The organism is Roseixanthobacter liquoris, assembly GCF_043195135.2.
Classification (GTDB): Bacteria; Pseudomonadota; Alphaproteobacteria; order Rhizobiales; family Xanthobacteraceae; genus NCEH01.
In genome coordinates this window covers 1,548,363-1,572,682 of sequence record NZ_CM195537.1, presented here as the reverse complement: position 1 = coordinate 1,572,682, position 24,320 = coordinate 1,548,363, and the positions used below count along the sequence as shown (strand labels likewise).

Sequence of the window (24,320 nt, the reverse complement as noted above, 5' to 3'; positions counted from 1 at the left end):
CTTGGCGCCCGCGTGCTGAATGCCCGACCCAGCCCGCGCGGCAGCGCGCCCGAAGCCGCCGGTTTCACCGACCAAACGGCCTGGACGCGGCTGACCGGGACGCTCGCGCTGGAAAATGGCCTCGGCGCGTGGCTGGCGTTGCAATGCGCGCTCATCGGACATGTCTCCGCCGCCCTCGTGCTGCTCGATACGGATCGCGGCGAACCGTTGAAAGCGGTATGGCCCGAGGGCGCGCAGACGGCGCGGCTGGCGAGCCCCCTGGAGACCGCCCGGACCCGCCAGCGGGGCGTGCTGGAAGCGAGCGCGGACACCGATTCCCATCTGATCGCCTTCCCGGTCCTCCTGGGCGGGGCGCCGGTCGGCGCGGTGGCGCTGGAGGTGGAGCCGCGGCCGGCCGATGTGCTGCGGCTCTCCATGCGCCACCTGCAATGGGGCGTCGCCTGGCTGCGGGAAAAGTTGGTCGCGGAGCAACTGGCCAAGATCCAGTCGGACGAAGCGGCAGGGCGCGTCCTGCTTGACCTGCTTGCGGCGGGCCTGGAGCCCGAAGCCTTCAAGGCAAGTGCGCGCAGCGTCGCCATCGGCCTTTCCGAACGCTTCGGATGCGAGCGCGTCTCCATCGGCATGGTGCACGGCGCCCGCGTGGAAGTGGTGGCGATCTCCCACAGCGCCAGCTTCGGCAAGGACATGAACCTCGTGCGCATGGTCGGCGAGGCGATGGACGAGGCGGTGGATCAGCGCGCGGTCGTCGCCTGGCCACCGGCACCGGGGGTCCTGATGGCCGTGCGCATCCATGAGCAGTTGATCCGGGCCCATGGATCCGCGGTCGCGCTCACCGTGCCCATGCCGCTGCGCGACGGCTTCGTGGGCGCCATCACGCTCGAACGCGGCAGCCCGCAGCCGTTCACGCTCGCGGAGGCGCGCCTTCTCGACATGCTGGCGACGGTGCTGGCCCCTGTGCTGGAAGAAAAGCGCCTCAACGACCGCCTTCTGGTGATCAAGGCCCGGGATGCCGCGCTGGAGCAGGTGGCGCGCCTGTTCGGACCGCGCCACGCGGTGCGCAAGGCGGTGCTCGCTGCGGCTCTGGCCCTGCTGGTGCTGTTCACGTTCTGGCACGAAACCTATCGGGTGACCACGGACGCCGTGGTGGAGGGGCAAATCCAGCGTGCGATGACCGTGAGCTTCGACGGCTTCCTGCGCGAAGCGCCGGCGCGGGCGGGGGACCAGGTGCGCGAAGGCGAGCTGCTCGCAAGCCTGGATGATCGCGAACTGGTGCTTGAGCGCCTGCGCTGGTCCACCGAGCGCCAGCGGCGGGCGTTCGAATATGAGCGGGCGCTCGGCGAGCGCAATCGCGGCGAGCTGCGCCTCATCACCAACCAGATCGAACAGGCGGACGCGCAGATCCAGCTGATCGATGCCCAGATCGCCCGCGCCCGCCTGACCGCGCCGTTCGACGGCCTGGTGGTGTCGGGGGATCATTCCCAATCCATCGGCGCCTCGGTGCAGCGCGGACAGGTGTTGTTCGAAATCACGCCGAACACCGGCCATCGGGTGGTGCTGAGCGTGGACGAGGCGCAGGTCGCCGACCTCAAGGAAGGCCAGCGGGGACAGCTGGTTCTGGCCGCGCTGCCGGGCGAGAGCTTTCCGGTGGAGGTCGTCCGCATCACCCCCGTCGCCAAGGCGGAGGAAGGGCGCAATCAATTCCGGGTGGAGGCCAAGCTGCTCGGCCCCACCGAGGCGTTCCGCCCCGGCATGCGCGGCGTCGCCAAGATCGAGGTCGACCGGCGCCGCACTCTCTGGGTGTGGACCCGCGGTCTTCTCGACTGGGTGCGCCTTGCGCTGTGGCGCTGGTTGCCCTGAGCCATGGCCGGGTCGCTCTACAGCCCCTCCTGGTACCGGATCAGCGGTCTGCGTCCGCAATTGCGGGCGCATGTGCAGATTCACCGCCAGACGTTTCGCGGCTCCGTCTGGCATGTGGTGCAGGACAATCAGACCGGGCGCTTCCACCGCCTGTCCACCGCCGCCTATCATTTCATCTGCCTCATGGACGGCACGCGCACCGTCGACACGATCTGGCAGCTGATCTGCGAGCGGATGGGCCCGCAGCAGCCCACCCAGGAAGAGGCGGTTCGCCTGCTGTCGATGCTGCACGGCTCCGATCTCATCGTCGGCGGCGTGGCGCCCCATCTCGAAGACCTGACGGACCGCGCCACCCGGCAGACGCGGCGCGACATGCTGGCACGGTTCCGAAATCCCCTCGCCATCCGCATTCCGCTTCTGGACCCGGACCGCTTCCTCACCGCCACCTTGCCCCTGGTGCGCCCGCTCTTCACCATCTGGGGCTTTCTCGCCTGGGCGGTGCTGGTGCTGGTGGGAACCGCACAGGCGGTGATGAACTGGCACCAGATGACCAGCGCGGCCTTCGAGGGCGCCTTCCTCGCCCAGAACATCGCGCTGATCGTCGTGCTCTATCCTTTCATCAAGCTGATCCACGAGATGGGGCATGCCTATGCCACCAAGGTGTGGCACGGGGAGGTGCACGAATTCGGCATCATGCTGCTCGCCTTCATGCCCGTGCCCTATGTGGATGCATCCGCCTCCACCGCGTTTCGCGAGCGCTCGCGGCGGGCGCTGGTGGGCGCGGCGGGCATCATGGTCGAACTGGCGCTGGCGGCGCTGGCCATGTTCGTCTGGGTGCTGGCCGAACCGGGCATGGCGCGGGCCATCGCCTTCAACGTGGTGCTGACCTGCGGCGTCTCCACGGTGCTGTTCAACGGCAATCCGCTGCTGCGCTTCGACGGCTATTATGTGCTCAGCGACCTAATCGAGGTGCCGAACCTCGGCCAGCGGGCGAACCAATATGTGTTCCACCTCATCCAGCGCCGCGCCTTCGGCCTGCCGGATCGCGAGACGCCGGTGACGGCGCGCGGCGAACCGGCCATCTTCCTCACCTACGCCGTCGCCTCCTTCGTCTATCGCACCACCGTCATGGTGGGCGTCGCATTCTTCATCGCGTCGCATTTCTTCGTGGTGGGCGTCGCGCTGGCGCTCGCCAGCGTCGCCGGCGCGATCGTCTGGCCGGTGCTCAAGGGGCTGCGCTTCGTGCTGTTCAGCCCGCAGCTCGATGGCCGGCGTGGGCGGGCAATGGCGGTGTCCCTCGCCGCCCTGGGTGTGGCGGCGCTGGTTCTTCTGGCCATTCCGTTGCCCTATTCCACCATGGCGCAAGGCGTCGTGTGGGTGTCCGATGATGCAGCGACGGTGCGCGTGCGCAGCGCCGGTTTCGTGGCGGAGATCCCGGCCGACGGCTTGAAGGAAGTCGACCGCGACACCTTGCTCCTGCGCCTCGACGATCCGCTGCTCCAGCTGAGGACGGCGGTGGTCGAGAAGGAACTTGGGGAACTCCGGATCAAGCTGGAGGCGGCGATGATCAATGATCGGGTCGCCGCCAATATCCTGCGCGAGCAGATCCGCCAGAGCGAAGCGCAGCTCGCCAATATGCACCGCAGCCTCGATGACCTGAACCTCCACGCGCCCGGCAAGGGCCGCCTCCTGCTGACCGACACCGCCGATCTTCCCGGCCGGTTCCAGCGCAAGGGCGAGGTGGTCGGCTACATCGTGGGCGAGGGCGGCCCGGTGGTGCGCGCCTTTGTGTCCCAGGGCCAGATCGATCTGATACGGCGCAACACCCGCGCGGTATCCGTCCGGCTGGCGTCCGACACGGGCCGTAGCCTCGATGCGCGCATCGCCCGCGAGGTGCCGGCCGCGGTCACGGAGCTGCCGCACCCCGCCATCGCCACCCTTGGCGGCGGCGACATCCTGGTGGACCAGACCAAGCCCGACAAGCTGAAGCCGCTCGAAACCCTGTTCCAGGTGGATCTGCACGTGGCCGGCCTGCCGCTCGATGCGCGGCTCGGCATGCGCGCCTATGTGCGCTTCGAGCATCCGGCCGAGCCGATCGCCGTGCGCTGGATGCGGGAGTTGCGCCAGGTGTTCCTGCGCCGCTTCAATGTCTGACACCGCGCGCATGCCGAAGATCCTCCTCGACCCGGTGGTCTACGCCGAGCAGGAGGTGACGCCCCCCACCCTCGCCGACCGGTTCCTGCGCCGGCTGGAAGGGGCAGTGGTGCCGCTGTTCGGGCGGAGACGGAGCGCACGGCTCGCGCGGATCGTGCCGGTGGTCCATGCGCTCGCGCCGGAATTGGGGACGATGGACGAGGCGGCGCTCGCCGCCCGCGCGCTTGCGGTCGGCCAGAGGCTGCGGCGCAGCGCCGAACCCGCCCTGGAAGACGTGGGCGAAGCCTTCGCCCTGGTCCGGGAGGCCTCGGGGCGGCTGTTCGGCATGCGCCATCACGACGTGCAGCTGATGGGTGGCTATGCGCTGATCCGCGGCATGATCGCCGAAATGAACACCGGCGAGGGCAAGACGCTCACCGCGACCCTGGCGGCGGTCACGGCGGGGCTCTGCGGCCGGCCGGTCCATGTGGTGACGGTGAACGATTATCTCGCCCGTCGCGACGCGGAAAAGCTCGGCCCGCTCTATGCCTTCTTCGGCCTCAGCGTCGGCGTGGTCGTGGCCGGGCTGGGGCGGGAGGAGCGGCGCGCCGCCTATGCCTGCGACATCACCTATTGCACCAACAAGGAACTGGCCTTCGATCATCTGAAGGACCGGCTCGTGCTCGCAGGGCTCGGCGGCAACCTGCGCCGCAAGGTGAAGCTGGCCGAGCGCGACGCGCCGGACGGACTGCTCCTGCGCGGGCTCCATTTCGCCATCGTGGACGAAGCCGACAGCGTGCTGATCGACGAGGCGCGCACGCCCCTCATTCTCTCGGGCGAAGCGGACGCCTCCGCCGAGGCCGCCCTGATGGGCGAGGCGCTCCAGGTGGCGGCCGCCCTGAAGGCGGGTCAGGATTTCGTGCATATCGCCCATCAGGGCCGCATCGAACTGAGCGATGCGGGGCGCGCGCGCCTGGAGCTGGAGGGCAATGCGCGCGGCGGCGTTTGGCGCAATCTCGCCGTGCGCGAGGACATGGTGGGCAAGGCCCTCACCGCGCTGCACGTGATGGTGCGGGGCGAGCAATATATCGTGCGCGACGGCAAGGTGGAGATCGTCGACGAATACAGCGGCCGCATCATGGCCGAGCGCTTCTGGAGCGACGGCCTGCACCAGCTGGTGGAACTGAAGGAACAGGTGCCGCTTTCCCCGCGCCGCCGCACCCTGGCGCGCATGACCTACCAGCGCTTCTTCCGCCGCTATCGCCATCTCGGCGGCATGTCCGGAACGGTGCAGGAGGTGGCCGGCGAGCTTTGGGAGGTCTACCGCCTGCGCGTGGTGCGCATCCCGACCCATCGCCCCTCGCGCCGAAGGCTTCTGCCGGACACCGTGTTCGTCTCGGCGCAGGCGCGGTGGGAGGGGGTTGCGCAGGTGGCGCGGAAATTCCAGCGCGCCGGGGTTCCCATCCTCATCGGAACGCGCTCGGTGGCCGCCTCCCTCGAAGCGAGCCGGAACCTGGAGCAGGCGGGCGTCTCCCATGTGGTGCTCAATGCCACGGACGAGGCCGCCGAAGCGGATATCGTCGCACGGGCGGGGCTCGCCGGGCAGGTGACCATCGCCACCAACATGGCCGGACGCGGCACCGACATCGCGCTCGGTCCCGGTGTCGGCGACAGCGGCGGCCTGCTGGTGGTGATGACGGAGCGCCACGATTCGCTGCGCGTGGACCGGCAGCTGGCGGGAAGAACCGCGCGGCAGGGCGACCCCGGCGTCTTCATCGCCATGCTGTCGCTGGAAGACCCGTTGCTGGCGCAATGTCCGCTCGCACGCGCCCATGCCCTGGCGTGGCTTTCCGGCCGGCTCGCGCTCCAACCCCTGGCCCGCCTGGCCCTGCGCCAGGCGCAACGACATGCGGAGCGCGATCATGCTCGCGTGCGGCGCCAGCTTCTGCATGCGGACGAGGCATTGGAAGGCGTGCTCGCCATTACCGGCACGCTGGAATAGGCGGGACTTCCGCCCGCCCGGCAGCGGGCGCGCGATCGCGCCGGGTCGCTAAAAGGCGAAGCGCAGCCCGCCGCCATCCACGGGAATGGTGGTGCCGGTGACGAAGCTCGCGCGCGTCGAGCACAGGAAGACCACCAGATCCGCCAGTTCCTCCGGTTCGCCGAAGCGGCCCATGGGGATGTTCCGGTCGATGAAGGCCTGTCGCGCCGCTTCCGTGGGATAAAGCCGGGTCATGATCTGCACCGACTTGATGCGGCCGGGCGCCACGCAGTTCACCGTGACGCCGTGGGGCGCAAGCTCGGCGGCGGCGGACTTGGACCAGCTTTCCAGCGCCGCCTTGGCGGGAATGGCCGCGTTCATCACCTTCGAGATCACCGCGCCGGAAATGTTCACCACCCGCCCCCAGCCGGAAGCCTTCATGCCGGGGGCGAAGGCCTCGGTGAGGCGCCGCGCGGCGTCGAAATTGAGCGCGAAGGCCTCGGCCCATTCCGCGTCCCCCGCGTGCTCGCCCAGGGGGCGCGAGGCACCGGCATTGTTCACCAGCACGTCGATGCCGCCCAGCGCCTGCGTCGCGGCGGCGGCCAATGCGGCGACGCCGTCCGGGCGCGCCACATCGGCGGTCGCCACGACGGGGCGCGGGCCACCGGCGGCGACGATCTCGCCGGCCAGTTCCTCCAGGGGCGCGGCATTGCGCGCGGCGATCACAAGCCGCGCGCCCTCGGCGGCCAGGGCCTTGGCCACGGCGCGGCCGATGCCGCTGCCCGCGCCGGTGACGAGGGCGCGCCGTTCGGCCAGTCCCAAATCCATTCCCATGCTCCCGCGATGCGTTTTCTGGGCCGGCGGCGATGCATCCAGCACGCCGGACCGCCGGACCGCCGGGCGGATCGGACCGCAGGGTCCGAGGGGACGGGCGGCCCGGGGGCGTTCGCCTCTTCGGCGCCGCCGGCCTCAGATCTGGCCGGCTTCCTCAAGCACCTTGCGCGCGATGCGGAAGCATTCCACGCCGCAAGGCACGCCGGCATAGATGGCGACCACATGGATGATGGCGCGGATCTCTTCCTTGGTCACGCCATTGGTCAGGGCGCCCTTGCAGTGGATCTCCCACTCATGCCAGCGGGCGAGCCCGCCGAGCATGGCGAGGTTCATCATGCTGCGGGTCTTCACGTCGATGGTCTCGTCGCCCCACCCGAAGCCCCAGCACCAGGCGGTCATGGCTTCCTGAAACGGCCGGGAAAAATCGTCGGCGGCGGCCAGGTTCTTCTCCACATATTCGGCGCCGAGCGTGCCCTTGCGCTTCGCGAGCCCCTTCTCGAACATTTCAGTCATGTCTCACATCACCTTTCTTTGGAACCGGGCCCGGCGGGCGCCGGCCAGCCGGGGAAGCGACCTCTTGGGCAGGCGACCCGCCATCCCGAAACACCGAACAATTTAAGTGATAATACAATCATACGTTACTGCGCAATACTGGAGCCAGAGAAAAGCCGGCCGCGAATCCTGTCCCGCGCGGGGTTGAATATTTCCGCCGGCACAAGCCGCGAAAGCCTGGCCGGGCACCACATCCCGATGCAGGAAAGACCGCGGCGCGGCGTGAGGCCCCGCGCCGCTCCCGGGATTTCGACCCGCTTTGATATTCCCGTAATAGGATAAGACAATCAAAGGGATAATCGCAAATCGTCACCGGATGATGAACGGGTTCGCCACCGTGGTTTCCGTCGCGATCCAGACGGATTTGACTTGCAGATAATCCTTGATCGCCTCGAGCCCGCTTTCGCGGCCGATGCCGCTGCGCTTGTAGCCGCCGAAGGGCGAGGTGTAGCTCACCGCCCGATAGGTATTCACCCACACGGTGCCCGAGCGCAGGCGCTCGGACAGGCGAAGCGCGCGGCCCATGTCGCGGGTCCACACGCCCGAGGCCAGGCCGAACGCCACGTCATTGGCGATGCGCACCGCTTCGTCCTCCGTCTCGAACGGGATCACCGCGAGCACCGGGCCGAACACCTCTTCCTGGGCGATGCGCATGGCATTGGTGACGCCGGTGAAGATCGTGGGCTCGACGAACTGGCCGCCGGGCGCATCCGCATAGGGCTTGCCGCCGAGCACGCAATGCGCGCCCTCCGCCAGTGCGATATCGATGTAATCGAGCACCTTGCGGTATTGGGCCGGGGTCGTGACCGGGCCCACATTGGTGTCCGGCAGCATGGGATCGCCGATCTTGGCGGCGCCTGCCACCTCCAGCAGGCGCGCCATGAACCGGTCGTGGATCGAGCGCTGGAGCAGCAGGCGCGAGCCGGCGATGCAGGTCTGGCCGGTCGCGGCGAAGATGCCGGAGACCGCGCCCATCACGGCGGCCTCCAGATCCGCGTCCTCGAACACGATGTTCGGCGACTTGCCGCCCAGTTCCAGGGAGACGTGCTTGATCTGCTTGGCCGCCGTTTCGTAAACCTTCTGGCCGCCGATGTCGGAGCCGGTGAAGGCAATCTTGCTCACGGCGGGATGGTCCACGAGCGCCGCGCCCGCCTCGGCGCCGAAGCCGGTGACGGTGTTGACCACGCCGGCCGGAAAACCGGCTTTCTCGAACAGCGTCATGAATTCGAGGGTGGAGGCGGAGGTGAATTCCGAGGGCTTGATGATCGCCGCATTGCCCGCCGCCAGCGCCGCGGCGAGCTTCCAGGCGAGCAGGAGCAGCGGGGAGTTCCAGGGCGTGATCATGCCCACCACGCCGAGCGGCTCGTAGCGGGTGAAATTGAAGATGCCGCTCTTGTCGGTGGGGATGACGGCGCCCTCCACCTTGTCCGCGAGGCCGCCATAATAGCGGTACCATTCGGCGAGATATCGGGTCTGGGCGTGCATCTCGGCATAGAGCTTGCCGTTGTCGCGCACCTCGATCTCGGCCAGGCGCGCCGCATCCGCCTCGATCAGCTCGGCGAGCCTGTAGAGGATCTTGCCGCGCGCGGACGGCGTCATGGCGCGCCAGGTCTCATATCCCTTTTCGGCGGCCGCGACCGCCTTGGCCACGTCCGCTGCGGTCCCGCGGGCGATCTCGGCCCACGCCTCGCCGGTATAGGGATTGCGGGTCTCGAAATAGGCGCCGCCGGCCGGGTCGACGAAGCCGCCCCCGATGAAATGGCCATAGCGTTTCATGGTCCTGCCCTGTTGCTTTTGCGGCGGCGGAGGGTGGCAGAAACCGGGGCACCCGTCTATGTCATATTGTATGATTGGTTTTTCTTGACATCCCAGGATGAGGAGATGAGAGTTCAGGCAATAAGACAATAATTAAATAGGGAGAGGATCATGAGCGAATATAAGGGGCACAAGACCCCAACCGCTTGTCGCGCCAACCGTCCCGAGAGCAGCTTCACGCCCAGCCGGCGCACCCTTCTGGCGGCCGGCGCCGCGACGCTGGCCATGCCCTACCTGTCCCGGCTGTCCTATGCGGCGGGCAAGGACGTGAACGTGGGCGTCGTCGTGCCGCTGTCCGGCGCCAATGCCCAGTTCGGCGTCAATTCGCGCAACGGCATCGAGCTCGTGGCGGACCAGATCAACGCCGCCGGCGGCATCAAGGCGCTCGGCGGCGCCAAGATCAATCTGGTGATCGCGGATTCCACCTCCACGCCCACCACCGCCGCCACCGTGGGCCAGCGGCTGATCGCCCAGAACGAGGTGGTCGCCATCCTCGGCGCCTATGCCTCGTCCCTCAGCCTCGCCCTGTCCGAGGCCACCGAGCGGCGCGGCATCCCGCTCATGACCATGTCGTTCTCCGACCAGATCACCGGACGCGGCTTCAAGAACGTGTTCCAGGTCATCTCCAAGGCCTCCACCCTGGGCGAGGCCCAGCTGAAGGGCACGGCCGAGATCGCGCAGAAGGGCGGAGAAACGCTCAAGACCATCGCCATCATGTATGAGGACACGGCCTATGGCAGCTCGCAGGCCGCCGGCCTGCGCACCACCGCCAAGGAGCTGGGCATCACGGTGGCCATGGACGAGGCCTATCCGCTCGGCATCACCGACGTCACGCCGCTCATCAACAAGCTGCGCGCGGCGAACGCCCAGGCGGTGTTTCCGGCCTCCTATCTGAATGACGGCCTCCAGATCATCCGCACCATGCGCCAGCAGGGCATCAAGCTGCCGGTGATCGGCGGCGCGGGCGGCTATGTGATCCCCGACTTCAAGACCGCCCTCGGCGAGTATGCCGAGAACGTCATGTCCATCGCGCCCGGCAATTACGACCAGGACCCGAGCCTCACCGACGCCTTCAAGAAGCGCTACGGCTATTTCATGGTGCACGAGGCCCTGGAACATGCGGTGTGCCTCGACGTGCTCGCCAAGGCCCTGGAGAAGACCGGCAAGGCCGATCCCAATGCGGTGCGCGAAACCTTGCACAGCACCCGCTTCGAGGGCGGCTGGTGCAACGCCATGACCGGGCGCGCGGTCAAGTTCGACGAGACCGGCCTCAACACCCTCGCCAAGCCGCTCATGGTGCAATGGCGCGGCGACAACCTGGTCACGGTGTGGCCGGACGAATACGCGAAGGGCAAGGCCATCTGGGCCGGCGCATAGCCGGCCCCGCCTCTCGCCCGCCCCTTCACCTTCGCCTCCCGGAGCGCGCTTCGTGGCCTTCCTTCAAGCCGTGATCGACGGGCTGATGATCGGCGGCGTCTATGCCGTCATCTCCATCGGCCTGACCCTCGTCTTCGGCGTCATGGGCATCGTGAACTTCGCCCAGGCCGAATTCCTCACCCTCGGCATGTTCGTCGCCTTCTTCGCCTGGAAGTATCTGGGCATCGACCCGCTGATCGGATCTTTGATTTCCTTCGTGGTGATCTTCGGCCTCGGCGTCCTCGTGCAGATGACCATCATCCAGAGGGTGCTGAACGCGCCGCCGGTGGCGCAGATCTTCGTCACGGTGGGGCTGCTCATCGTCATCGAGAACCTGGCGCTGATCGCCTTCGGTTCCGATTTCCGGTCGGTGAGCACGAGCTACCAGACCTCGGCCTTGCGGCTCGGCCCACTGTTCATCAGCGTGCCCTATCTCGCGGCCTTCTGCATGTCTCTGCTCTCGGGGCTGGCGCTCTGGCTGTTCACCAACAAGACCTGGTACGGGCGGGCCATGCGCGCCACCGCCCAGGACCCCATGGCGGCGCATCTCATGGGCATCAACGCCGACCGCATGCGCCAGATCGCCTTCGGGCTCGGCGTGGGCATGACCGCGTTCGGCGGCGCGGTCATCCTGCCCTATTTCACCGTTCATCCCACCGTCGGCCACCAGTTCGTGGTGCTCATGTTCACCGTGGTGGTGCTCGGCGGCCTCGGCAGCGTCGCCGGGGCGGTGGTCGGTGGGCTCGTCGTGGGCGTGATCCAATCGGTGTCGACGCTGTTCTTCCCGATCCAGTTGCAGAACCTCGTCCTGTTCCTCGTGTTCATCACCGTGCTCGCGGTGCGGCCCACCGGCCTGATCGGAGCCGCGCGATGAAAACCTGGATCTGGGGCGCGGCGGCGCTCATCGCGGCGGCCGTCGTGCCATCCTTCCTCGATCCGGCGGGCTATCCGATCCGCGTGCTGGCGCTCACGCTGCTGTTCGCCGCCCTCGGCCAGGCGTGGAACATCGTCGGCGGCCTCGCGAACCAGATTTCGCTCGGCCACGCGGCGTTCTTCGGCATCGGCGCCTACACCTCCACCATCCTGCTGATTAACTTCAACCTGTCGCCCTGGATCGGCATGCTGGCGGGCGCCGCGCTGGCGGCGCTGGCGGCTTTCCTGCTCAGCTTTCCCACCATGAAGCTGCGCGGGCATTATTTCGCGCTCGCCACCCTCGCCTTCAGCGAGGTGCTGCGCGTCATCGCAAGCTCCTGGACCTCGGTGACCGGCGGCCCGGCGGGCCTCTCCGTGCCCTATGCCGCGGACAGTCTCGCGCTGCTGCAATTCAAGGGCACGACGCCCTATTATTACATCATCCTGGGCGCGCTGGTGCTCATCTGCGTGATCTTCCTGGTGATCCAGAAGAGCGCATTGGGCTATCGCCTGCGGGCGGTGAAGGAAAATCCCGATGCCGCCGAGGTGGTGGGCGTGGATACAACGCGGGTGAAGATCATCGCCGCCGTGATCTCGGCCGCGCTCACCGCTATATTGGGCACGCTCTATGCCCAATTTACCTATTTCTTCGATCCCGAGGCGGTGTTTGGCATCGTCGCCATCTCGGTGCGGGCCGCCATCATTGCGATCCTCGGAGGCGCGGGCACGCTGGCAGGTCCCCTCATCGGCGCCTTCGTGATCGTGCCGCTGGAGGAGTTCGCCAATGCGGCGCTTTCCTCGCGGGCGGCCGGCCTCTCCCAGCTCGTGTTCGGGCTGATGCTGATCGCCATCATCCTGATCGAGCCGCGCGGCCTGCTGGTCCTGGTCTCCAACGGCATCGCGCGCCTGCGCAAGGGGAGGAAGGGATGAGCGCTCCAATCCTCCAGGTGGACGGCATCACCAAGCGCTTCGGCGGCCTGCTCGCCCTCGACGACGTCTCGTTCGAGGTGGATGCGGGGGACATCATCGGCCTGATCGGGCCCAATGGCGCCGGTAAATCCACCTTGTTCAGCACGCTGGTGGGCCTGCACAAGCCCACCAGCGGCGCGGTGCGCTTCGCCGGCGCGGACATCACCGGCCTCAAGCCCCACAAGGTGGCGGCGCGCGGCCTGACCAAGACGTTCCAGAACGTGGCGCTGTTCATGGAAGCCACGGTGCTGGACAATGTGCTCATCGGCGCCCTGCTGCGGGACAGCGTCGCGCAGGCGCGCAAGACCGCCATGGCCTGCCTCGACCGGGTGGGCCTCGCGCACATCGCCGGCAAGACGGCGAACGACCTGTCCTTCCCCGAGCGCGCGCGGGTGGAGGTGGCGCGCAGCCTCGCCACCCGGCCCAAGGTGCTCCTGCTCGACGAGGTGATGGCGGCGCTCAACCATGTGGAAATGGAGGAGATCATGGCCCTCATCCGCTCGCTGCGGGACGACGGGCTGACCGTCGTCGTGGTCGAGCACCACATGCATGCGATCATGTCTTTGTGCGAGCGCATCGTGGTGCTCAATTTCGGACGCAAGATCGCCGACGGCGCGCCGCAGGACATCTCGAAGGACCCCGAGGTGGTGCGCGCCTATCTCGGCCGCGAATATGCGTGAGAAGGGGCATGCGCACATGACGGGAAGCCCCTTGCTGCGGATCGAGCACCTCCATGCCGGCTACGACGGCAATGACGTGCTGCACGACATTTCCATGGAGATGAGCGAGGGCGAGTTCATCTGCGTGATCGGCGCCAATACGGCGGGCAAGAGCACGCTCCTGCGCACCATCTCGCGCCTCGTCCGCCGCGCACGCGGCCGCATCACCTTCGACGGGCACGACCTCATGGCGGCCGCGCCTTATGACGTGCCCCGGCTCGGCATCGCCCATGTGCCCGAGGGCCGGCACGTCTTTCCCGACATGACGGTGGAGGAAAACCTGCTGCTCGGCGCCTATTGCGTGCGCCACGACCCGGCCCACAGGCATCGCCTGGAGGAGAGCTTCGCCCTCTTCCCGCGCCTGCGCGAACGGCGCAACCAGCGCGCCGGCACCCTCTCCGGCGGCGAGCAGCAAATGGTGGTGCTGGGCCGCGCCATGATGCTCGGCATGCGGCTCCTGATCCTCGACGAACCGAGCCACGGCCTCGCGCCCATCGTGGTGGACGAGGTGCACGACGCGCTGGTGAAGATCCACCAGCAGGGCACCTCGATCCTGCTGGTGGAGCAGAACACCGCGCTCGCCCTGTCGGTGGCCTCACGCGGCTATGTGCTCGAATCCGGCCGCATCGTGCTCGCCGACAGTGCCAGGGCGCTGATGGAAAATCCCAAGGTGCGCGAGGCCTATCTCGGCCTGTGATCCGCCGGCGCGCGGTGCCGGGGCGCGCAGCGACGGCACACGCCAGGGAGGAGGCGAGCATACCCGCCTCTGGCGTGGTTCCGGAGGCCGCTCACCTGGGGTCGGCGTCGAGCCGCAGGACAACGCCCTCCAGGCCCGGAGCGGGCGCGGGATAGCGGTCGAACAGGATGGGATCGTGCCCGGGAATGATGGCCGAGGGGTCGCTCGCCAAGGCCCGCAGCCGGTCATAGCCCTCCAGCGTGTCGGCCAGGCTGTGGAGGATGGGGAAGGCCCTGCCCTGCTCCATATTGGCGTAGAAATGGCTCGCGTCCGAGGCCAGCACCAGCCAGCCGCGCCGGGTCCATACGCGCACCACCTGGAGCCCCTTGCTGTGGCCGCCCACGTGGTGGACGCTGAGCCCGGGCGCCACCTCCGCCGCACCGTCGTGGAACTGCACGCGCCCGGCATAGACCTTGCGGACCATGGCCACCACGTCTTCCTCCTCGAAGGGCATCTTCAGCGCCCCGTGGCACATGCAGCGCCCGGTGCAATACGCCATCTCGATATCCTGGAGATGATATCTGGCGCGGGGGAAGAGATCGTAATTGCCGCTGTGATCATAATGCATGTGGGAGATGATCACGTCCTCGACGGTGTCGGGATCGATGCCGATGCATTTGAGCCCCGCGCCGGGCGAGCGGCGGAACTCGCGCTTGCGCTTTTGCGCCATGGCTTCGTCGAAACCGGTGTCGACGATGAAGGTGCGGCCGTTGCCCTTGATGGCCCAGACGAAATAATCCAGCGGCATGGGCACGTCATGGGCATCGCCGCCGACGAAATTATGCGCCGAGGTGGCCGCCGGATTATGGGCGTAATGCACCGCATAGACTTCATATGGTTCGAGCGTCATCTGGCTCCTCCCGTCACGGGCATCGTCGCACGCGGCGTGCCCTTGTTTTCTGCTCTTGTTGCTTGAGCATTGGGTCCCTGAGCGCCGCGAAACCTTGGGCGCGCGGCGACTGGGTCAGTCCTTGGCCATGAAATCCAGTTCCGGCAGAAGGAAGGTGCGGAACAGGGGATAATTCTCGATCATGGGAAAGTGCCCGATGCCCGGCATCTCGGCATGGCGACAGCCGGGGATGGCGGCGGCCACTTCGGCGGTCATGGCCGGCGTGCAGGAATAATCATAGCTTCCCGTGAGGAGGCTGACCTTGCACGTGCTGGTGTCAATGGTCTTGATGTGCGCACGGGCATCGAAGTCCATGCTGTAGAACATCACGTCGCCCCGATACACGCCCGGGCCGGACTGGGCATAATACCACCAATTGTCGCGCTTGCCCGCTTCCGGGCCCTGGGGCGCGTTGAGGCCGAACGTATAGGTGGCGACCAGCTCGCCGCCGTGAACCGCCGGATGCAGCAGGAATTCATTGTAGCGCCCCGGCGCGAAGGCCGCGCTTTCCAGGCCGATGACGCCGCGGATCCGCCCCTGGAAGTCGCTCGCCACGCGCAGCACGATCGCCCCGCCCATGGAGCAGCCCATGAACACCGGCCGCTCGACGCCGAGCGCCGTCCAGACCGCCTCGATGGCGGCGAGATAATCCTCGGTGGTCAGCTCGTAGGGTTCGAGCCACCATTCTGCCGGCGGATCGGACCGGCCGTGCCACGGCAGGTCGAAGCAGATGACACGGAAGCGGTCGGTGACCTCCGTATCGTTCAGCAGATGGCGGAACTGCCGGCTGTCGGCACCCGCGGTGTGCAGGCAGATCAGCGGAATGCCCGCGCCGGCTTCCTCCACGAAGATCCGGTGCGCGCGCCCCTTGATGGCCACCTTCAGGTAGCGTCCGAGGATGGGTTCGAAATCAGGCATTGCCGTAGCCCACACTGCGCATGACGTTCATCATCCGATGCAGGGCGCGCGCGTTCTGCATGGCGACGAGCGTGTCGCCCTCCAGCCGAAACTCGGGCACCCGCATGATCATGGCGAAAATGTCGTGATAGAGCGGCGGCGGGGTCTCGCTGAGAAAGCGCTCCCACAGCTCCAGGGGTGCACGCATCTCGAACTGGGTGCGCACGTCGAAGCGCGGCGAGGGGACGATCTCCTCCACCCGCCCGCGCCGGATTTTCAGAACGTAGCGCAGGTCGCCGAAGGTCATCCCCATGTCCACGTCGAACTTGCCGCCGATGACGGCCAGCTCGCGATCCTCGGCCATGCTTCTGCCGAAGGCGGCCATCCAGTCTGCGTCGGGAAATCGAGCCACCACTTTCTCCTCGCTCATGGCCCGCGCATGCGGGAAGCGGCCGGGCCGCGGCAGGGCCGCCGCGACGCACGGACCGCCGGATCAGGCGCTGCCGTCATATTGCTCGTCGCTCACATGCTCGAGCCATTCCACCACCACGCCGTTCCGGCCTTCCTGCATGGAGATGTGGGTCATCATGTTGGTGGGCGTGGCGCCGTGCCAATGCTTCTCGCCCGGGGGGATCCAGATCACGTCGCCGGCGCGGAATTCCTGGATCGGGCCGCCCCAGGTCTGGCACCGTCCGATGCCGGCGGTGACATAGAGGGTCTGGCCCATGGGATGGGTGTGCCAGGCGGTGCGGGCACCGGGCTCGAACATCACCACATTGGCCTTCAGCAGGGCCGGTTCCGGCGCCTCGATGATGGGGTCCTGCCACACCGTGCCGGTGAAGGATTGGGCCGGCGCCCTGCGGGACGGGGTGGACCCGGCGCGTTTGATCTCCATCGCAGTGAACTCCCTTTGGTATCAAGGCCGCGGTCGCCCGGCCTGGCGGCGCGGGAAAGCCGGCGCGAAGGCCACCGCGCGTGGCGGCCGACCGGCTCCAGCGCGACCCGGCACGGGCAAAAGGCGGGCGGCGGTCCTGAGCATGGACCCGCGACCGGGCCACCCAATCGCTACGGACAAAGGCTTTTGTTGAAGAGGGTGAGGCATCCCCGGCATGGGCGAAAGCCGCGTGAAAAATGGGCCCGCCCCTGGCGGAAAGGAACGAAAACTCATCACGCCTCCCGCGGGATGTCAATATGATTGTATTACCGAAATAAGGTCGATAATGTGCGGGTGTCACACGGTCCCGCATCGCGGCCCGTCCGCCGCCCCGGCGCAGCATTCTTCCCCGTGCGACACCGACCGCCAGAAGGCGGCGCAGAGAACAATCGGGTTGGAGGAAACCTTGAGCAAGACATTCGGCTTCATCGGTCTCGGCAACATGGGCATGCAGATGGCGGGGCGTCTGCTCGACGCCGGCTACACGCTCGTCGTCTTCGACACACGCGAGAGCGCGGTCCAGGCCTTCGTCGATCGCGGCGCGGTGCGCGCCACGTCGCCGGCGGACGTCGCCTCCAAGGCCGAGACGGTCTTCCTCTCCCTGCCGACGCCGCCCGTCGTCGAGGCGGTCGCCATGGGCGAGAACGGCCTTGCCGCCGGCGCCCTCGTGAAGCGCATCGTGGACCTGTCCACCACCGGCCCGGACATGGCCGCACGCCTTGCCGAACGGATGAAGGCCAAGAACATCGGCTGGATGGATTCGCCGGTCAGCGGCGGCGTCGGGGGCGCCAAGGCCGGCACCCTGGCGGTCATGTTCTCCGGCCCCAGGGCGGATTTCGACGCGCTGACGCCGGAACTGACGGTGATTGGAAAACCCTTCTATATCAGCGACAAGCAAGGTCTCGCCCAGACCATGAAGCTGGTGAACAACCTGCTGTCGGCGGCCGCCATGGCGCTGAGCTCGGAAGCCCTGGTGATGGGCGCGAAGGCGGGCATCGACGCCTCGGTGATGGTCAATGTCGTCAATGCCGGCAGCGGTCGCAACACTGCCACGCTTCAGAAATTTCCCCAGTCGATCCTGCCGGGGACCTTCGACTACGGCTTCTCCACCGGGCTCATGAACAAGGACGTGCAATTGTTCATGCAGGAGGCCAAGGCCATGGGCCTTTCCCTGGAAGCCTGCGAGGTGGTGGCCAAGCTCTGGGAAGAGGCCGCGCAAAAGCTTGGCTTTGAATCCGACTTCACCAAGATCGTCACCTTGGTGGAAGACGAGGCCGGAGTGACCGTGCGCAGCGCCTCCTAGGCGAGGCGCGGCGAAGGGGCCGCGCGGTTCGCTTCAGCGGCGTTTGCGGTGATGGCCGGACCAGTCCCGGCCATCCGCTCCGACCGAACCCGCATCGGCCGGCACGCAAGGCGACGCGAACGTCTCGCGCCCGCACGGGGGCGAACCCGGCGGGAAAAACGCGCATATTACAATCATACAAAATTATTATCTCGCCGGCGCGCCTGCTGCGCCGAGGCTTCAAAGCGCGTGAGCCATTCCCCCGCGGCGCGCGGCGCTCCCCGCTCTGAACGGCGTTGTCACGCGTGAGCGGCGGGGGCGCGGCGACGGCGCTTGTCCTCGCGCCCGTCCATGGAGAAGGTGTGCATGGCGGCGGAAGCCGCCCGGCGCACATGGTCCATGGCGATGGCGCGTGCCTTCACGGGGTCGCGCTCGTCGAGGGCATCCAGCAGCGCCTGGAGTTCGCTGAGGCTCTGGTTCCAGCGGTTGGGCGCCTGGAGCGATTGGGCGCGCAGCAGCATGGTGCGCGAATTCAGCATGAACAGGGCCTTGCCCAGGGCGTCATTGCCCGCGCCGGCGATGAGGCACTCGTAGAATCTGTTCTTCAAGGTCACGCGCTTGGCCGCCAGTTCGGCGGTCTTCACCTCCTCGAAGGCGGCGTGCAGGTCGCGGTGCTGCTCTTCCGTGGCGTGCGCCGCGAACAGCTGCGCGGCGAGACCTTCCAGCACCTCGCGCACCTGATAGACCCCGATCGCCTGGGCGGCGGTGATCCGGGCGACCACCGGCCCCTTGTGGGCGACGACCTCGATCAAGCCCTCGGATTCCAGCTGGCGCAACGCCTCGCGCACCAACGTGCGGCTGACGCCCGTCATCTCGCAGAGATCGCGCTCGGGCATGCGCTCCCCCGGACGAAACCGGCCCGCGGCGATGGCCTGGCGGATGCTCTCGGTCACGCTGTGGCGCAGCAGGGCGGCCGGCCGCGCGACCAGAAACTCCTTGTCGAATTCCCGTGCTTCACTCATCCGCCGCGCTTTTCTCTCGTCTCATGCCATGCGGCCGGACCACCCCGGCACCGCAGCCCGTTAAACCAAATATTGGCGTCGCTGACGGCACCTGTCCAGAACCCGCGAATACAAACCGATTGTCTGCCTGAACCCCATCCTATACCCGAGAATCTGGAGCGGTGCACCGGTCTCGCCCTCGCTCACGGACGGCCGGTCCGAGGGCGACCGCCACGCGTGCGACGTCTTCTGCGGCGGAATCACTTGGCCTGATCCACGCCCCTCGTCGCCGCGCCCAAAATCTCCATCGCCCACCTCGGACCCGCCAAGTAACGGCCAGTGCGCGCGGCGGTATCACTGAGCCGACGTCCGGTTTAACGCAGGGCAAACTTCGCTTTACTTGCGCGCACCCCCGCGTCCATGCACCCGCTCCCTCGGCGCGAATGGAGGCATTTGCTTTGCTCCCGAATCACTGGCACACGGCCTGCGGCGCCACATTCCGCTGCGCCATGCTCGGCCTTCGCGTGCTTATTTCCGGTAAGCAACAGTAACTTAACCCGTGTTTCTGGAACCTCGCGCCAAGGGGATGCATTGTCGTCGCATCGATCAACAGGGAACTGAATGCGATGCGTAAAGCTCTCTTCGCCGCCGCCCTGGCGCTCTGCTGCGCCAGCGTCGAAGCCGAGGCGTTTCCCGCGCAGCCGAGCCAGCCGGGTCCGAATACGGTGATCACTGTCGCGCAGGGCTGTGGCGTCGGCTGGCATCGCGGCCCCTATGGCGGGTGCCGCCCCAATGCCGTGCGGCGGTGCTGGTGGCGCGCCACCCCGTGGGGACCGCGCCGCGTCTGCAACTGGTAACGACGAAGCGACGGCCGGCGCATCGCGTCCGGCCGTTCAACGCTCCGGTGAAAGAGGGTCTGCTTTTTTTCGGCGGAGCGAAACATCCCAGCCGGCGCCGGGCGAAACGGCGCGTTCAATCCCTCCCATGGGACGACAGGAACTGGTCGAGCTGGCGGGATGCATCCTCGGAGGCCGCCGCGCTGTCCTGCTCGGCCGCTCGCACCAGGCTTTCCACGGTGCGCCGCACCGCCTGCGAGCGGACGCCCTCGAACCGGCGGATCATGAAGAGCGCGGCATCGCGCAAAGTCACAAGCGTCTCAGCGCCTTCGTGGCCGGCGACGGAGATGGGCAAGGCGAGCTTTCGATTCCAATTGGCCATGCCAGAGGAACGCAGCGGATGCCCATTGGTTGCACAACAGACGCGCGACCCGCGCGCAGCTGATGCGCGTCACGCCTCACAGGGCGGCGCGCATCATTTCCAGGCGATTGCGGAAGGCCACCAGGGCCTCGGGCGCGTCGGCATCCAGGCCGGAAAGCAGGAACTCGCCCAAGGCATCCGCGTCCTGTTCATGCAGAAAGCCGATGGCTTCGTCGAGCGAGGCGACCTCGCGATCCTCGGTGCCGATGACGAGACGCAGGGACGCGGGAGCGGTCGTGGTCCGGGAAAACGAGCCCATCGTGGTTCCTTCCTTTGCGATCGCCGCGCGCCACGCGCCGGCCTATAAGTAAACGCGCCATTACGGCTGCGGTTCCGCCCACGAAAAAACCCCGCCTCTCGCAGGAGAGACGGGGCTTCGTCAAATGCCGGAAGCGCGAAATTCAGCGCTGGTCCGGATTGCGCTTCTGGTCGGGCCGCTGCGGGTCCGATCCGTGCTGGCCCTGGCCGCCGCCGGTCTGGCTCTGCTGGCCCGAGCCGGGCTTCTGCCCGCCCTGCTGGCGGTTGCGCTCATCCTGCGCGCGCTGGCGCTCCTGATCGGTCTGATTGCGATCTTCGGGATTGCGATTGTCGGGATTGCCCATGGGACGTTTCCTTTTGGTTGAGGGGAAATCTCCCCGCTTGATCAACCGAGGCTCGTCCGGGCCGTTCCAGCTTGGCGGCAAATAAAAGCCGACGAAATGAAATGCGCCCGGCCGGCGTGGCCGGGCGCGAGGGGTCAGCGTGCGGCCAGATATCCCAGCACGAAGCCGACGGCGCCGGCCATCAGCAAGGCGGGGAAAGGCTGGTCCTCAACCTGCCGGGTGATCTTGCGGCCACCCGCGCGCACGGCATCGGCGGTGTCTCCCAGGGCGCGCTGGGCGGAGCCGGCCACCTGGTCATAGACGCCCTCCGCCTTCATCGATCCGCTGCCGGCGATCGCGCCGGCGGCTTCCTTGATGCGCCCGCCCGCTTCGGTCGCCGCGCCCTTTAGCGTAGTCTCGTTCATGGTTCGCTCCTTGCGTATCCGGGAGAGAAACGGAAGCTGGGGCGGCAAGTTCCTCGCCCGGCCGAGAATGACGCAAACATGCGGCATCGGCTGCGGCGATCAGATCCGAACGCTCGCCTTGTGGCTCCTCCCTTCGGCCGCTAAAACGCGAAGACGAAGGGCACCCGATGACCAATCCACTCGTGCGCAAGCTTGAGCATTACGATGAGATTTCCAGCGAGGAACGCCACCTCCTCGAAAGTCTCACCACGCACGTCATCTCGGTTCCCGCCGGCACGGACGCGGTGCGCGACGGCGATCGGCCGCGCGTCAGCACCCTGCTGCTGGACGGGCATTGCGCGCGCTACAACCTCACCGAGGACGGGCACCGCCGCATCACGGCCTTGCATATCGCGGGCGACTTCGTGGACCTGCACGGCTTCGTGCTGCGCAAGATGGACCATAGCGTCGGCGCCCTGACAGACTGCGCGTTCGCCTGCGTGGATCATGCCGTGGTCAAGGAAATCACCTGCAACCATCCGCACGTGACCCGCCTGTTCTGGCTGAGCACGCTCGTGGACGCGGCGGTCCACCGGCAATGGCTCGCCATCTCCCATGCTTCCGCGGCGAAGCGGGCGGCGCATCTGTTCTGCGAACTCCTGGTGCGCAAGCGCACGGTGGGCCTCGCCTCGGGCGACAGCTATTACCTGCCCATCACCCAGGTGGACCTCGGCGATGCACTCAGCATTTCCAAGGTGCATATGAGCCGCACCATGAAGGAATTGCGCGCACGGGGTCTCATCGTCTGGGAGGAAGATCGCCTGACGATTCCCGATTGGGACGCGATTTCCAGCTTCGCCGATTTCGACCCGACCTATCTCAGCCTGTCGAAAGAGCCGCGCTGAAGCGCGTGCCTCCGGGCGGTACTTTTGCAGCCAAGTTAACCTGCGTTATCTCGCACCGCCCCCCGCCTCTGTCACACCGGCGCATGGAAACGCAGATCGCGCAGGACATGGGGCGGGTTTTGAACGGGCTTCGGCATCGGGTGCTGCTGATCGGCGACGAATATGTGCTCTCGAGCGATATCGCCGGAATCCTCAGGCGTCATGCGTTCCATGTGGTCGGGCCGCTCACCTTCGCGGCGGCGCAGGAACTCGTCCGAGACGATCCGCAGATCGACTGCGCGGTGATCGATATTCACCTCCACCAGCCGCGCCTGGAGCCGATCGCCATGCGGCTGCGGGCGCTGAAGGTGCCGCTGCTGTTCGTGGCGACGCTCGGAATCGCCAAGGTGCCGCCGTCGCTGGCCGACGTGCCGGTGTGGGGCGATGCGTTCGATCATGCGAGCATCGCGCGCCATCTGCGGGCCCTCCTGGCGGGGCGCGGCTAGGCTCAAGCCCGCATGACGCGGCTCTTCTGAAATCGCGTCGAACCCCCAAGCGCGATGACCCTATTCCGACGCGGGCTTTGCACCCCTGGGCGCGAGATAGAGCGTGAGCCGCGCGGCGGCATTCTCAAGATGGGTGATGGCGGCGGCCTGGGCGCCTTCGGGATCGCCCGCGGCCACCGCATCGAAAATCGCCTGGTGCTCGCGCTGAACCGCCTCGGTCAGGCCCTGCATGCGGGCCGTGTTCGAGCGCGCCGCACGGATGAAGGTGCGCACCCGGCGGTCCAGGAAATCGGAGAGGTCGCGGAAGAACGGGTTGCCGGTCGCCTCGACGATGGCGCGATGAAAGGCGACATCCTCGTCCACGCCGGGATCGCCCCGGTCGATGGCGGCCTGCATGGCGTCGAGCTGGGCCTGGATCTGCTCCAGATCGTGCGCGGTGCGGCGCACCGCGGCATGGGCGGTGGCGGTGGATTCCACCGCCATCAGCAATTCCACGATGTGGCGGATCTCATCTTCATTGTGGAAATCGGAAATATCGATGCGGAACGTGGACACCGCCCCCGGCTCGGCCACGAAGGCGCCCGCTCCCTGCCGCGTCAGCACCAGGCCGTCGTGCTTCAAACGTCCCACGGCCTCGCGCACGATGGGGCGGGAGACGCCATAGGTGCCGGCAAGCTGCTGCTCGGTCGGCAGCCGCTCGCCGGGGCGCAGGCGGCCCGAGGAGATTTCTTCGCGCAAACGCTGCGCCAGGGTATCCGCCAGGGAGGGACCGCGTCCGATAATGTCGTGGGTCCGGCTCATCCTCTTCACTCCAGATCGCGCCCTTCACCCCCGGGCGTGGGTGGGGCCGCAACGCGATCGCCTGCGCGATCCCCTTGCAACCGTAAGTCCATCCCACCAGCGAGGGATAGAGCGGGATTAACGTTGCGGCGGCCGCTGAGCGACGGCGCCCGATCTCTCATCCCGGTCCCTTGAGGCGGAGCGCTCTCCGCCTCAGCTCGCAATATAAAGACCGCCATTCACATGCACCGTCTCGCCGGTGACGAAGCTCGCCCAATCCGAGCACAGGAACGCCACGACCTTGGCGATTTCCTCCACCGTGCCGAGCCGCTTCATGGGCGTCTGGTCCAGCAGCGCCGCGCCCTTGGCATCCATCAGGCCGCGCACCATGGGCGTGTCGATCAGGCCGGGCGAAACCGCGTTCACCCGCACGCGCGGGGCAAGCTCGATGGCGAGCGAACGCGAGAAGGAGAGCACCGCGCCCTTGGCGGCGGAATAATCCGCATGGGCGAAACTGCCGCGGTGGCCCGCCATGGATGCGAGGTTCACGATCGCCGCCCCGTGCGAGAACAGCGGAATCGCCCGGCGGCAGGTGTAGAACACACCGTCCAGATTGACCGCGATGCCTTGGCGCCAATAGGCGTCGTCCATCTCCGCCACCTGCCGTGCCCGGTAGAGCCCGGCGGAGGTGACGAGGAAATCGAGCGCGCCGAACCGCTCCTTCACCAGCGCCAGCGCGCGATCCGCATCCTGAGGATCGGCGGCATCCTGGCGGGTGGCCACGACACGCTTGCCGCTCGGGTCGAGCGTGCGGGCGAAGGCCTCCATTGCATCGGCATCGAGGTCGCTCAGCACGCAATTGGCCCCGAGCGCAAAGAAGGTCTGCGCGATCGCGCGCGAGATTCCACCATTGGCACCGGTGAGAAACAGGGTCTTGCCCGCAAAATCGAACATCTGGCGATCCGTGTCATCTGACGGCAG

General features: G+C 67.3%; 26 protein-coding genes. 12 read left to right on the top strand and 14 right to left on the bottom strand.

The window, feature by feature from the left end:
* The first annotated feature begins 12 nt into the window (after window positions 1-12).
* The 3 genes from V5F84_RS07070 to V5F84_RS07060 are packed head-to-tail and all read left to right on the top strand — an operon-like array spanning window position 13 to window position 5,992.
* Entirely contained in the window at window positions 13-1,857 is a 1,845-nt protein-coding gene (locus V5F84_RS07070; protein ID WP_394042125.1) for a GAF domain-containing protein, read from the top strand.
* Window positions 1,858-1,860: 3 nt separating this feature from the next.
* Complete coding sequence (locus tag V5F84_RS07065; RefSeq protein ID WP_394042126.1) at window positions 1,861-4,011, top strand: peptidase M50; 2,151 nt, start codon at window positions 1,861-1,863, stop codon at window positions 4,009-4,011.
* Window positions 4,012-4,021: 10 nt separating this feature from the next.
* Entirely contained in the window at window positions 4,022-5,992 is a 1,971-nt protein-coding gene (locus V5F84_RS07060) for a preprotein translocase subunit SecA (protein ID WP_394042127.1), read from the top strand.
* A gap of 48 nt (window positions 5,993-6,040) precedes the next feature.
* Here the strand turns inward: V5F84_RS07060 and V5F84_RS07055 are convergent, their stop codons facing one another.
* The 3 genes from V5F84_RS07055 to V5F84_RS07045 all read right to left on the bottom strand — a co-directional run bounded on the left by V5F84_RS07055 (window position 6,041) and on the right by V5F84_RS07045 (window position 9,133).
* Window positions 6,041-6,799, bottom strand: a complete 759-nt coding sequence (locus V5F84_RS07055; protein WP_394042128.1) for an SDR family NAD(P)-dependent oxidoreductase — start codon at window positions 6,797-6,799, stop codon at window positions 6,041-6,043.
* Window positions 6,800-6,940: 141 nt separating this feature from the next.
* The gene (locus V5F84_RS07050) at window positions 6,941-7,318 is read right to left on the bottom strand and encodes a carboxymuconolactone decarboxylase family protein (protein ID WP_394042129.1); all 378 of its coding nucleotides are present in this window, start codon (window positions 7,316-7,318) and stop codon (window positions 6,941-6,943) included.
* A gap of 348 nt (window positions 7,319-7,666) precedes the next feature.
* Complete coding sequence (locus V5F84_RS07045) at window positions 7,667-9,133, bottom strand: aldehyde dehydrogenase (protein ID WP_394042130.1); 1,467 nt, start codon at window positions 9,131-9,133, stop codon at window positions 7,667-7,669.
* A 150-nt stretch (window positions 9,134-9,283) separates the two neighbouring features.
* On the opposite strand from V5F84_RS07045, the gene V5F84_RS07040 reads away from it, so the two are divergent.
* From V5F84_RS07040 to V5F84_RS07020, 5 genes are read left to right on the top strand one after another with little or no spacing between them, the layout of a single operon-like run.
* Window positions 9,284-10,549, top strand: a complete 1,266-nt coding sequence (locus V5F84_RS07040; RefSeq protein WP_394042131.1) for an ABC transporter substrate-binding protein — start codon at window positions 9,284-9,286, stop codon at window positions 10,547-10,549.
* A 52-nt stretch (window positions 10,550-10,601) separates the two neighbouring features.
* Window positions 10,602-11,462 (top strand): branched-chain amino acid ABC transporter permease, encoded by an 861-nt coding sequence (locus tag V5F84_RS07035; RefSeq protein ID WP_394042132.1) that lies wholly within the window; start codon window positions 10,602-10,604, stop codon window positions 11,460-11,462.
* Window positions 11,459-12,430 (top strand): branched-chain amino acid ABC transporter permease, encoded by a 972-nt coding sequence (locus tag V5F84_RS07030; protein WP_394042133.1) that lies wholly within the window; start codon window positions 11,459-11,461, stop codon window positions 12,428-12,430. Before V5F84_RS07035 ends, V5F84_RS07030 begins: the two co-directional genes overlap by 4 nt.
* On the top strand, window positions 12,427-13,149 hold the full coding sequence (locus V5F84_RS07025) for an ABC transporter ATP-binding protein (protein ID WP_394042134.1): 723 nt from the start codon (window positions 12,427-12,429) through the stop codon (window positions 13,147-13,149). Before V5F84_RS07030 ends, V5F84_RS07025 begins: the two co-directional genes overlap by 4 nt.
* Before the next feature lie 31 nt (window positions 13,150-13,180).
* A complete protein-coding gene (locus V5F84_RS07020; protein WP_394042444.1) occupies window positions 13,181-13,885 on the top strand; it encodes an ABC transporter ATP-binding protein in 705 nt (234 codons plus the stop codon).
* Window positions 13,886-13,976: 91 nt separating this feature from the next.
* Here V5F84_RS07020 and V5F84_RS07015 read toward each other — a convergent pair whose 3' ends face one another.
* The 4 genes from V5F84_RS07015 to V5F84_RS07000 form a co-directional block, all read right to left on the bottom strand.
* On the bottom strand, window positions 13,977-14,774 hold the full coding sequence (locus V5F84_RS07015) for an N-acyl homoserine lactonase family protein (RefSeq protein ID WP_394042135.1): 798 nt from the start codon (window positions 14,772-14,774) through the stop codon (window positions 13,977-13,979).
* Between the two features lie 114 nt (window positions 14,775-14,888).
* Window positions 14,889-15,731, bottom strand: a complete 843-nt coding sequence (locus V5F84_RS07010) for an alpha/beta fold hydrolase (protein ID WP_394042136.1) — start codon at window positions 15,729-15,731, stop codon at window positions 14,889-14,891.
* Window positions 15,724-16,140, bottom strand: a complete 417-nt coding sequence (locus V5F84_RS07005; protein ID WP_394042137.1) for a hypothetical protein — start codon at window positions 16,138-16,140, stop codon at window positions 15,724-15,726. Before V5F84_RS07005 ends, V5F84_RS07010 begins: the two co-directional genes overlap by 8 nt.
* 63 nt (window positions 16,141-16,203) lie before the next feature.
* Window positions 16,204-16,605 (bottom strand): (R)-mandelonitrile lyase, encoded by a 402-nt coding sequence (locus V5F84_RS07000; protein ID WP_394042138.1) that lies wholly within the window; start codon window positions 16,603-16,605, stop codon window positions 16,204-16,206.
* 214 nt (window positions 16,606-16,819) lie between these two features.
* Between V5F84_RS07000 and V5F84_RS06995 the strand changes: the two genes are divergently transcribed.
* On the top strand, window positions 16,820-17,947 hold the full coding sequence (locus V5F84_RS06995; RefSeq protein WP_509277173.1) for an NAD(P)-binding domain-containing protein: 1,128 nt from the start codon (window positions 16,820-16,822) through the stop codon (window positions 17,945-17,947).
* Between the two features lie 278 nt (window positions 17,948-18,225).
* Here the strand turns inward: V5F84_RS06995 and V5F84_RS06990 are convergent, their stop codons facing one another.
* Window positions 18,226-18,948: a GntR family transcriptional regulator gene (locus V5F84_RS06990; protein ID WP_394042140.1), complete on the bottom strand. Its 723-nt coding sequence runs from the start codon at window positions 18,946-18,948 to the stop codon at window positions 18,226-18,228.
* Between the two features lie 605 nt (window positions 18,949-19,553).
* Between V5F84_RS06990 and V5F84_RS06985 the strand changes: the two genes are divergently transcribed.
* Window positions 19,554-19,784: a GCG_CRPN prefix-to-repeats domain-containing protein gene (locus V5F84_RS06985; RefSeq protein WP_394042141.1), complete on the top strand. Its 231-nt coding sequence runs from the start codon at window positions 19,554-19,556 to the stop codon at window positions 19,782-19,784.
* A 115-nt stretch (window positions 19,785-19,899) separates the two neighbouring features.
* Here V5F84_RS06985 and V5F84_RS06980 read toward each other — a convergent pair whose 3' ends face one another.
* The 4 genes from V5F84_RS06980 to V5F84_RS06965 all read right to left on the bottom strand — a co-directional run bounded on the left by V5F84_RS06980 (window position 19,900) and on the right by V5F84_RS06965 (window position 21,190).
* Window positions 19,900-20,118, bottom strand: coding sequence for a hypothetical protein (locus V5F84_RS06980; protein WP_394042142.1), 219 nt, complete (start codon window positions 20,116-20,118; stop codon window positions 19,900-19,902).
* 103 nt (window positions 20,119-20,221) lie between these two features.
* A complete protein-coding gene (locus V5F84_RS06975) occupies window positions 20,222-20,443 on the bottom strand; it encodes a hypothetical protein (protein WP_394042143.1) in 222 nt (73 codons plus the stop codon).
* A gap of 142 nt (window positions 20,444-20,585) precedes the next feature.
* Complete coding sequence (locus V5F84_RS06970) at window positions 20,586-20,786, bottom strand: hypothetical protein (protein WP_394042144.1); 201 nt, start codon at window positions 20,784-20,786, stop codon at window positions 20,586-20,588.
* A gap of 134 nt (window positions 20,787-20,920) precedes the next feature.
* Window positions 20,921-21,190, bottom strand: coding sequence for a CsbD family protein (locus V5F84_RS06965; RefSeq protein WP_394042145.1), 270 nt, complete (start codon window positions 21,188-21,190; stop codon window positions 20,921-20,923).
* 167 nt (window positions 21,191-21,357) lie between these two features.
* Between V5F84_RS06965 and V5F84_RS06960 the strand changes: the two genes are divergently transcribed.
* On the top strand, window positions 21,358-22,074 hold the full coding sequence (locus V5F84_RS06960) for a Crp/Fnr family transcriptional regulator (protein WP_394042146.1): 717 nt from the start codon (window positions 21,358-21,360) through the stop codon (window positions 22,072-22,074).
* Between the two features lie 83 nt (window positions 22,075-22,157).
* Complete coding sequence (locus V5F84_RS06955) at window positions 22,158-22,559, top strand: response regulator (RefSeq protein ID WP_394042147.1); 402 nt, start codon at window positions 22,158-22,160, stop codon at window positions 22,557-22,559.
* Between the two features lie 60 nt (window positions 22,560-22,619).
* On the opposite strand, the gene V5F84_RS06950 is transcribed toward V5F84_RS06955, so the two are convergent.
* Together V5F84_RS06950 and V5F84_RS06945 are read right to left on the bottom strand one after the other, a co-directional pair.
* Window positions 22,620-23,360, bottom strand: coding sequence for a FadR/GntR family transcriptional regulator (locus V5F84_RS06950; protein ID WP_394042148.1), 741 nt, complete (start codon window positions 23,358-23,360; stop codon window positions 22,620-22,622).
* Between the two features lie 192 nt (window positions 23,361-23,552).
* On the bottom strand, window positions 23,553-24,293 hold the full coding sequence (locus V5F84_RS06945) for an SDR family NAD(P)-dependent oxidoreductase (protein ID WP_394042149.1): 741 nt from the start codon (window positions 24,291-24,293) through the stop codon (window positions 23,553-23,555).
* Window positions 24,294-24,320: the final 27 nt, after the last annotated feature.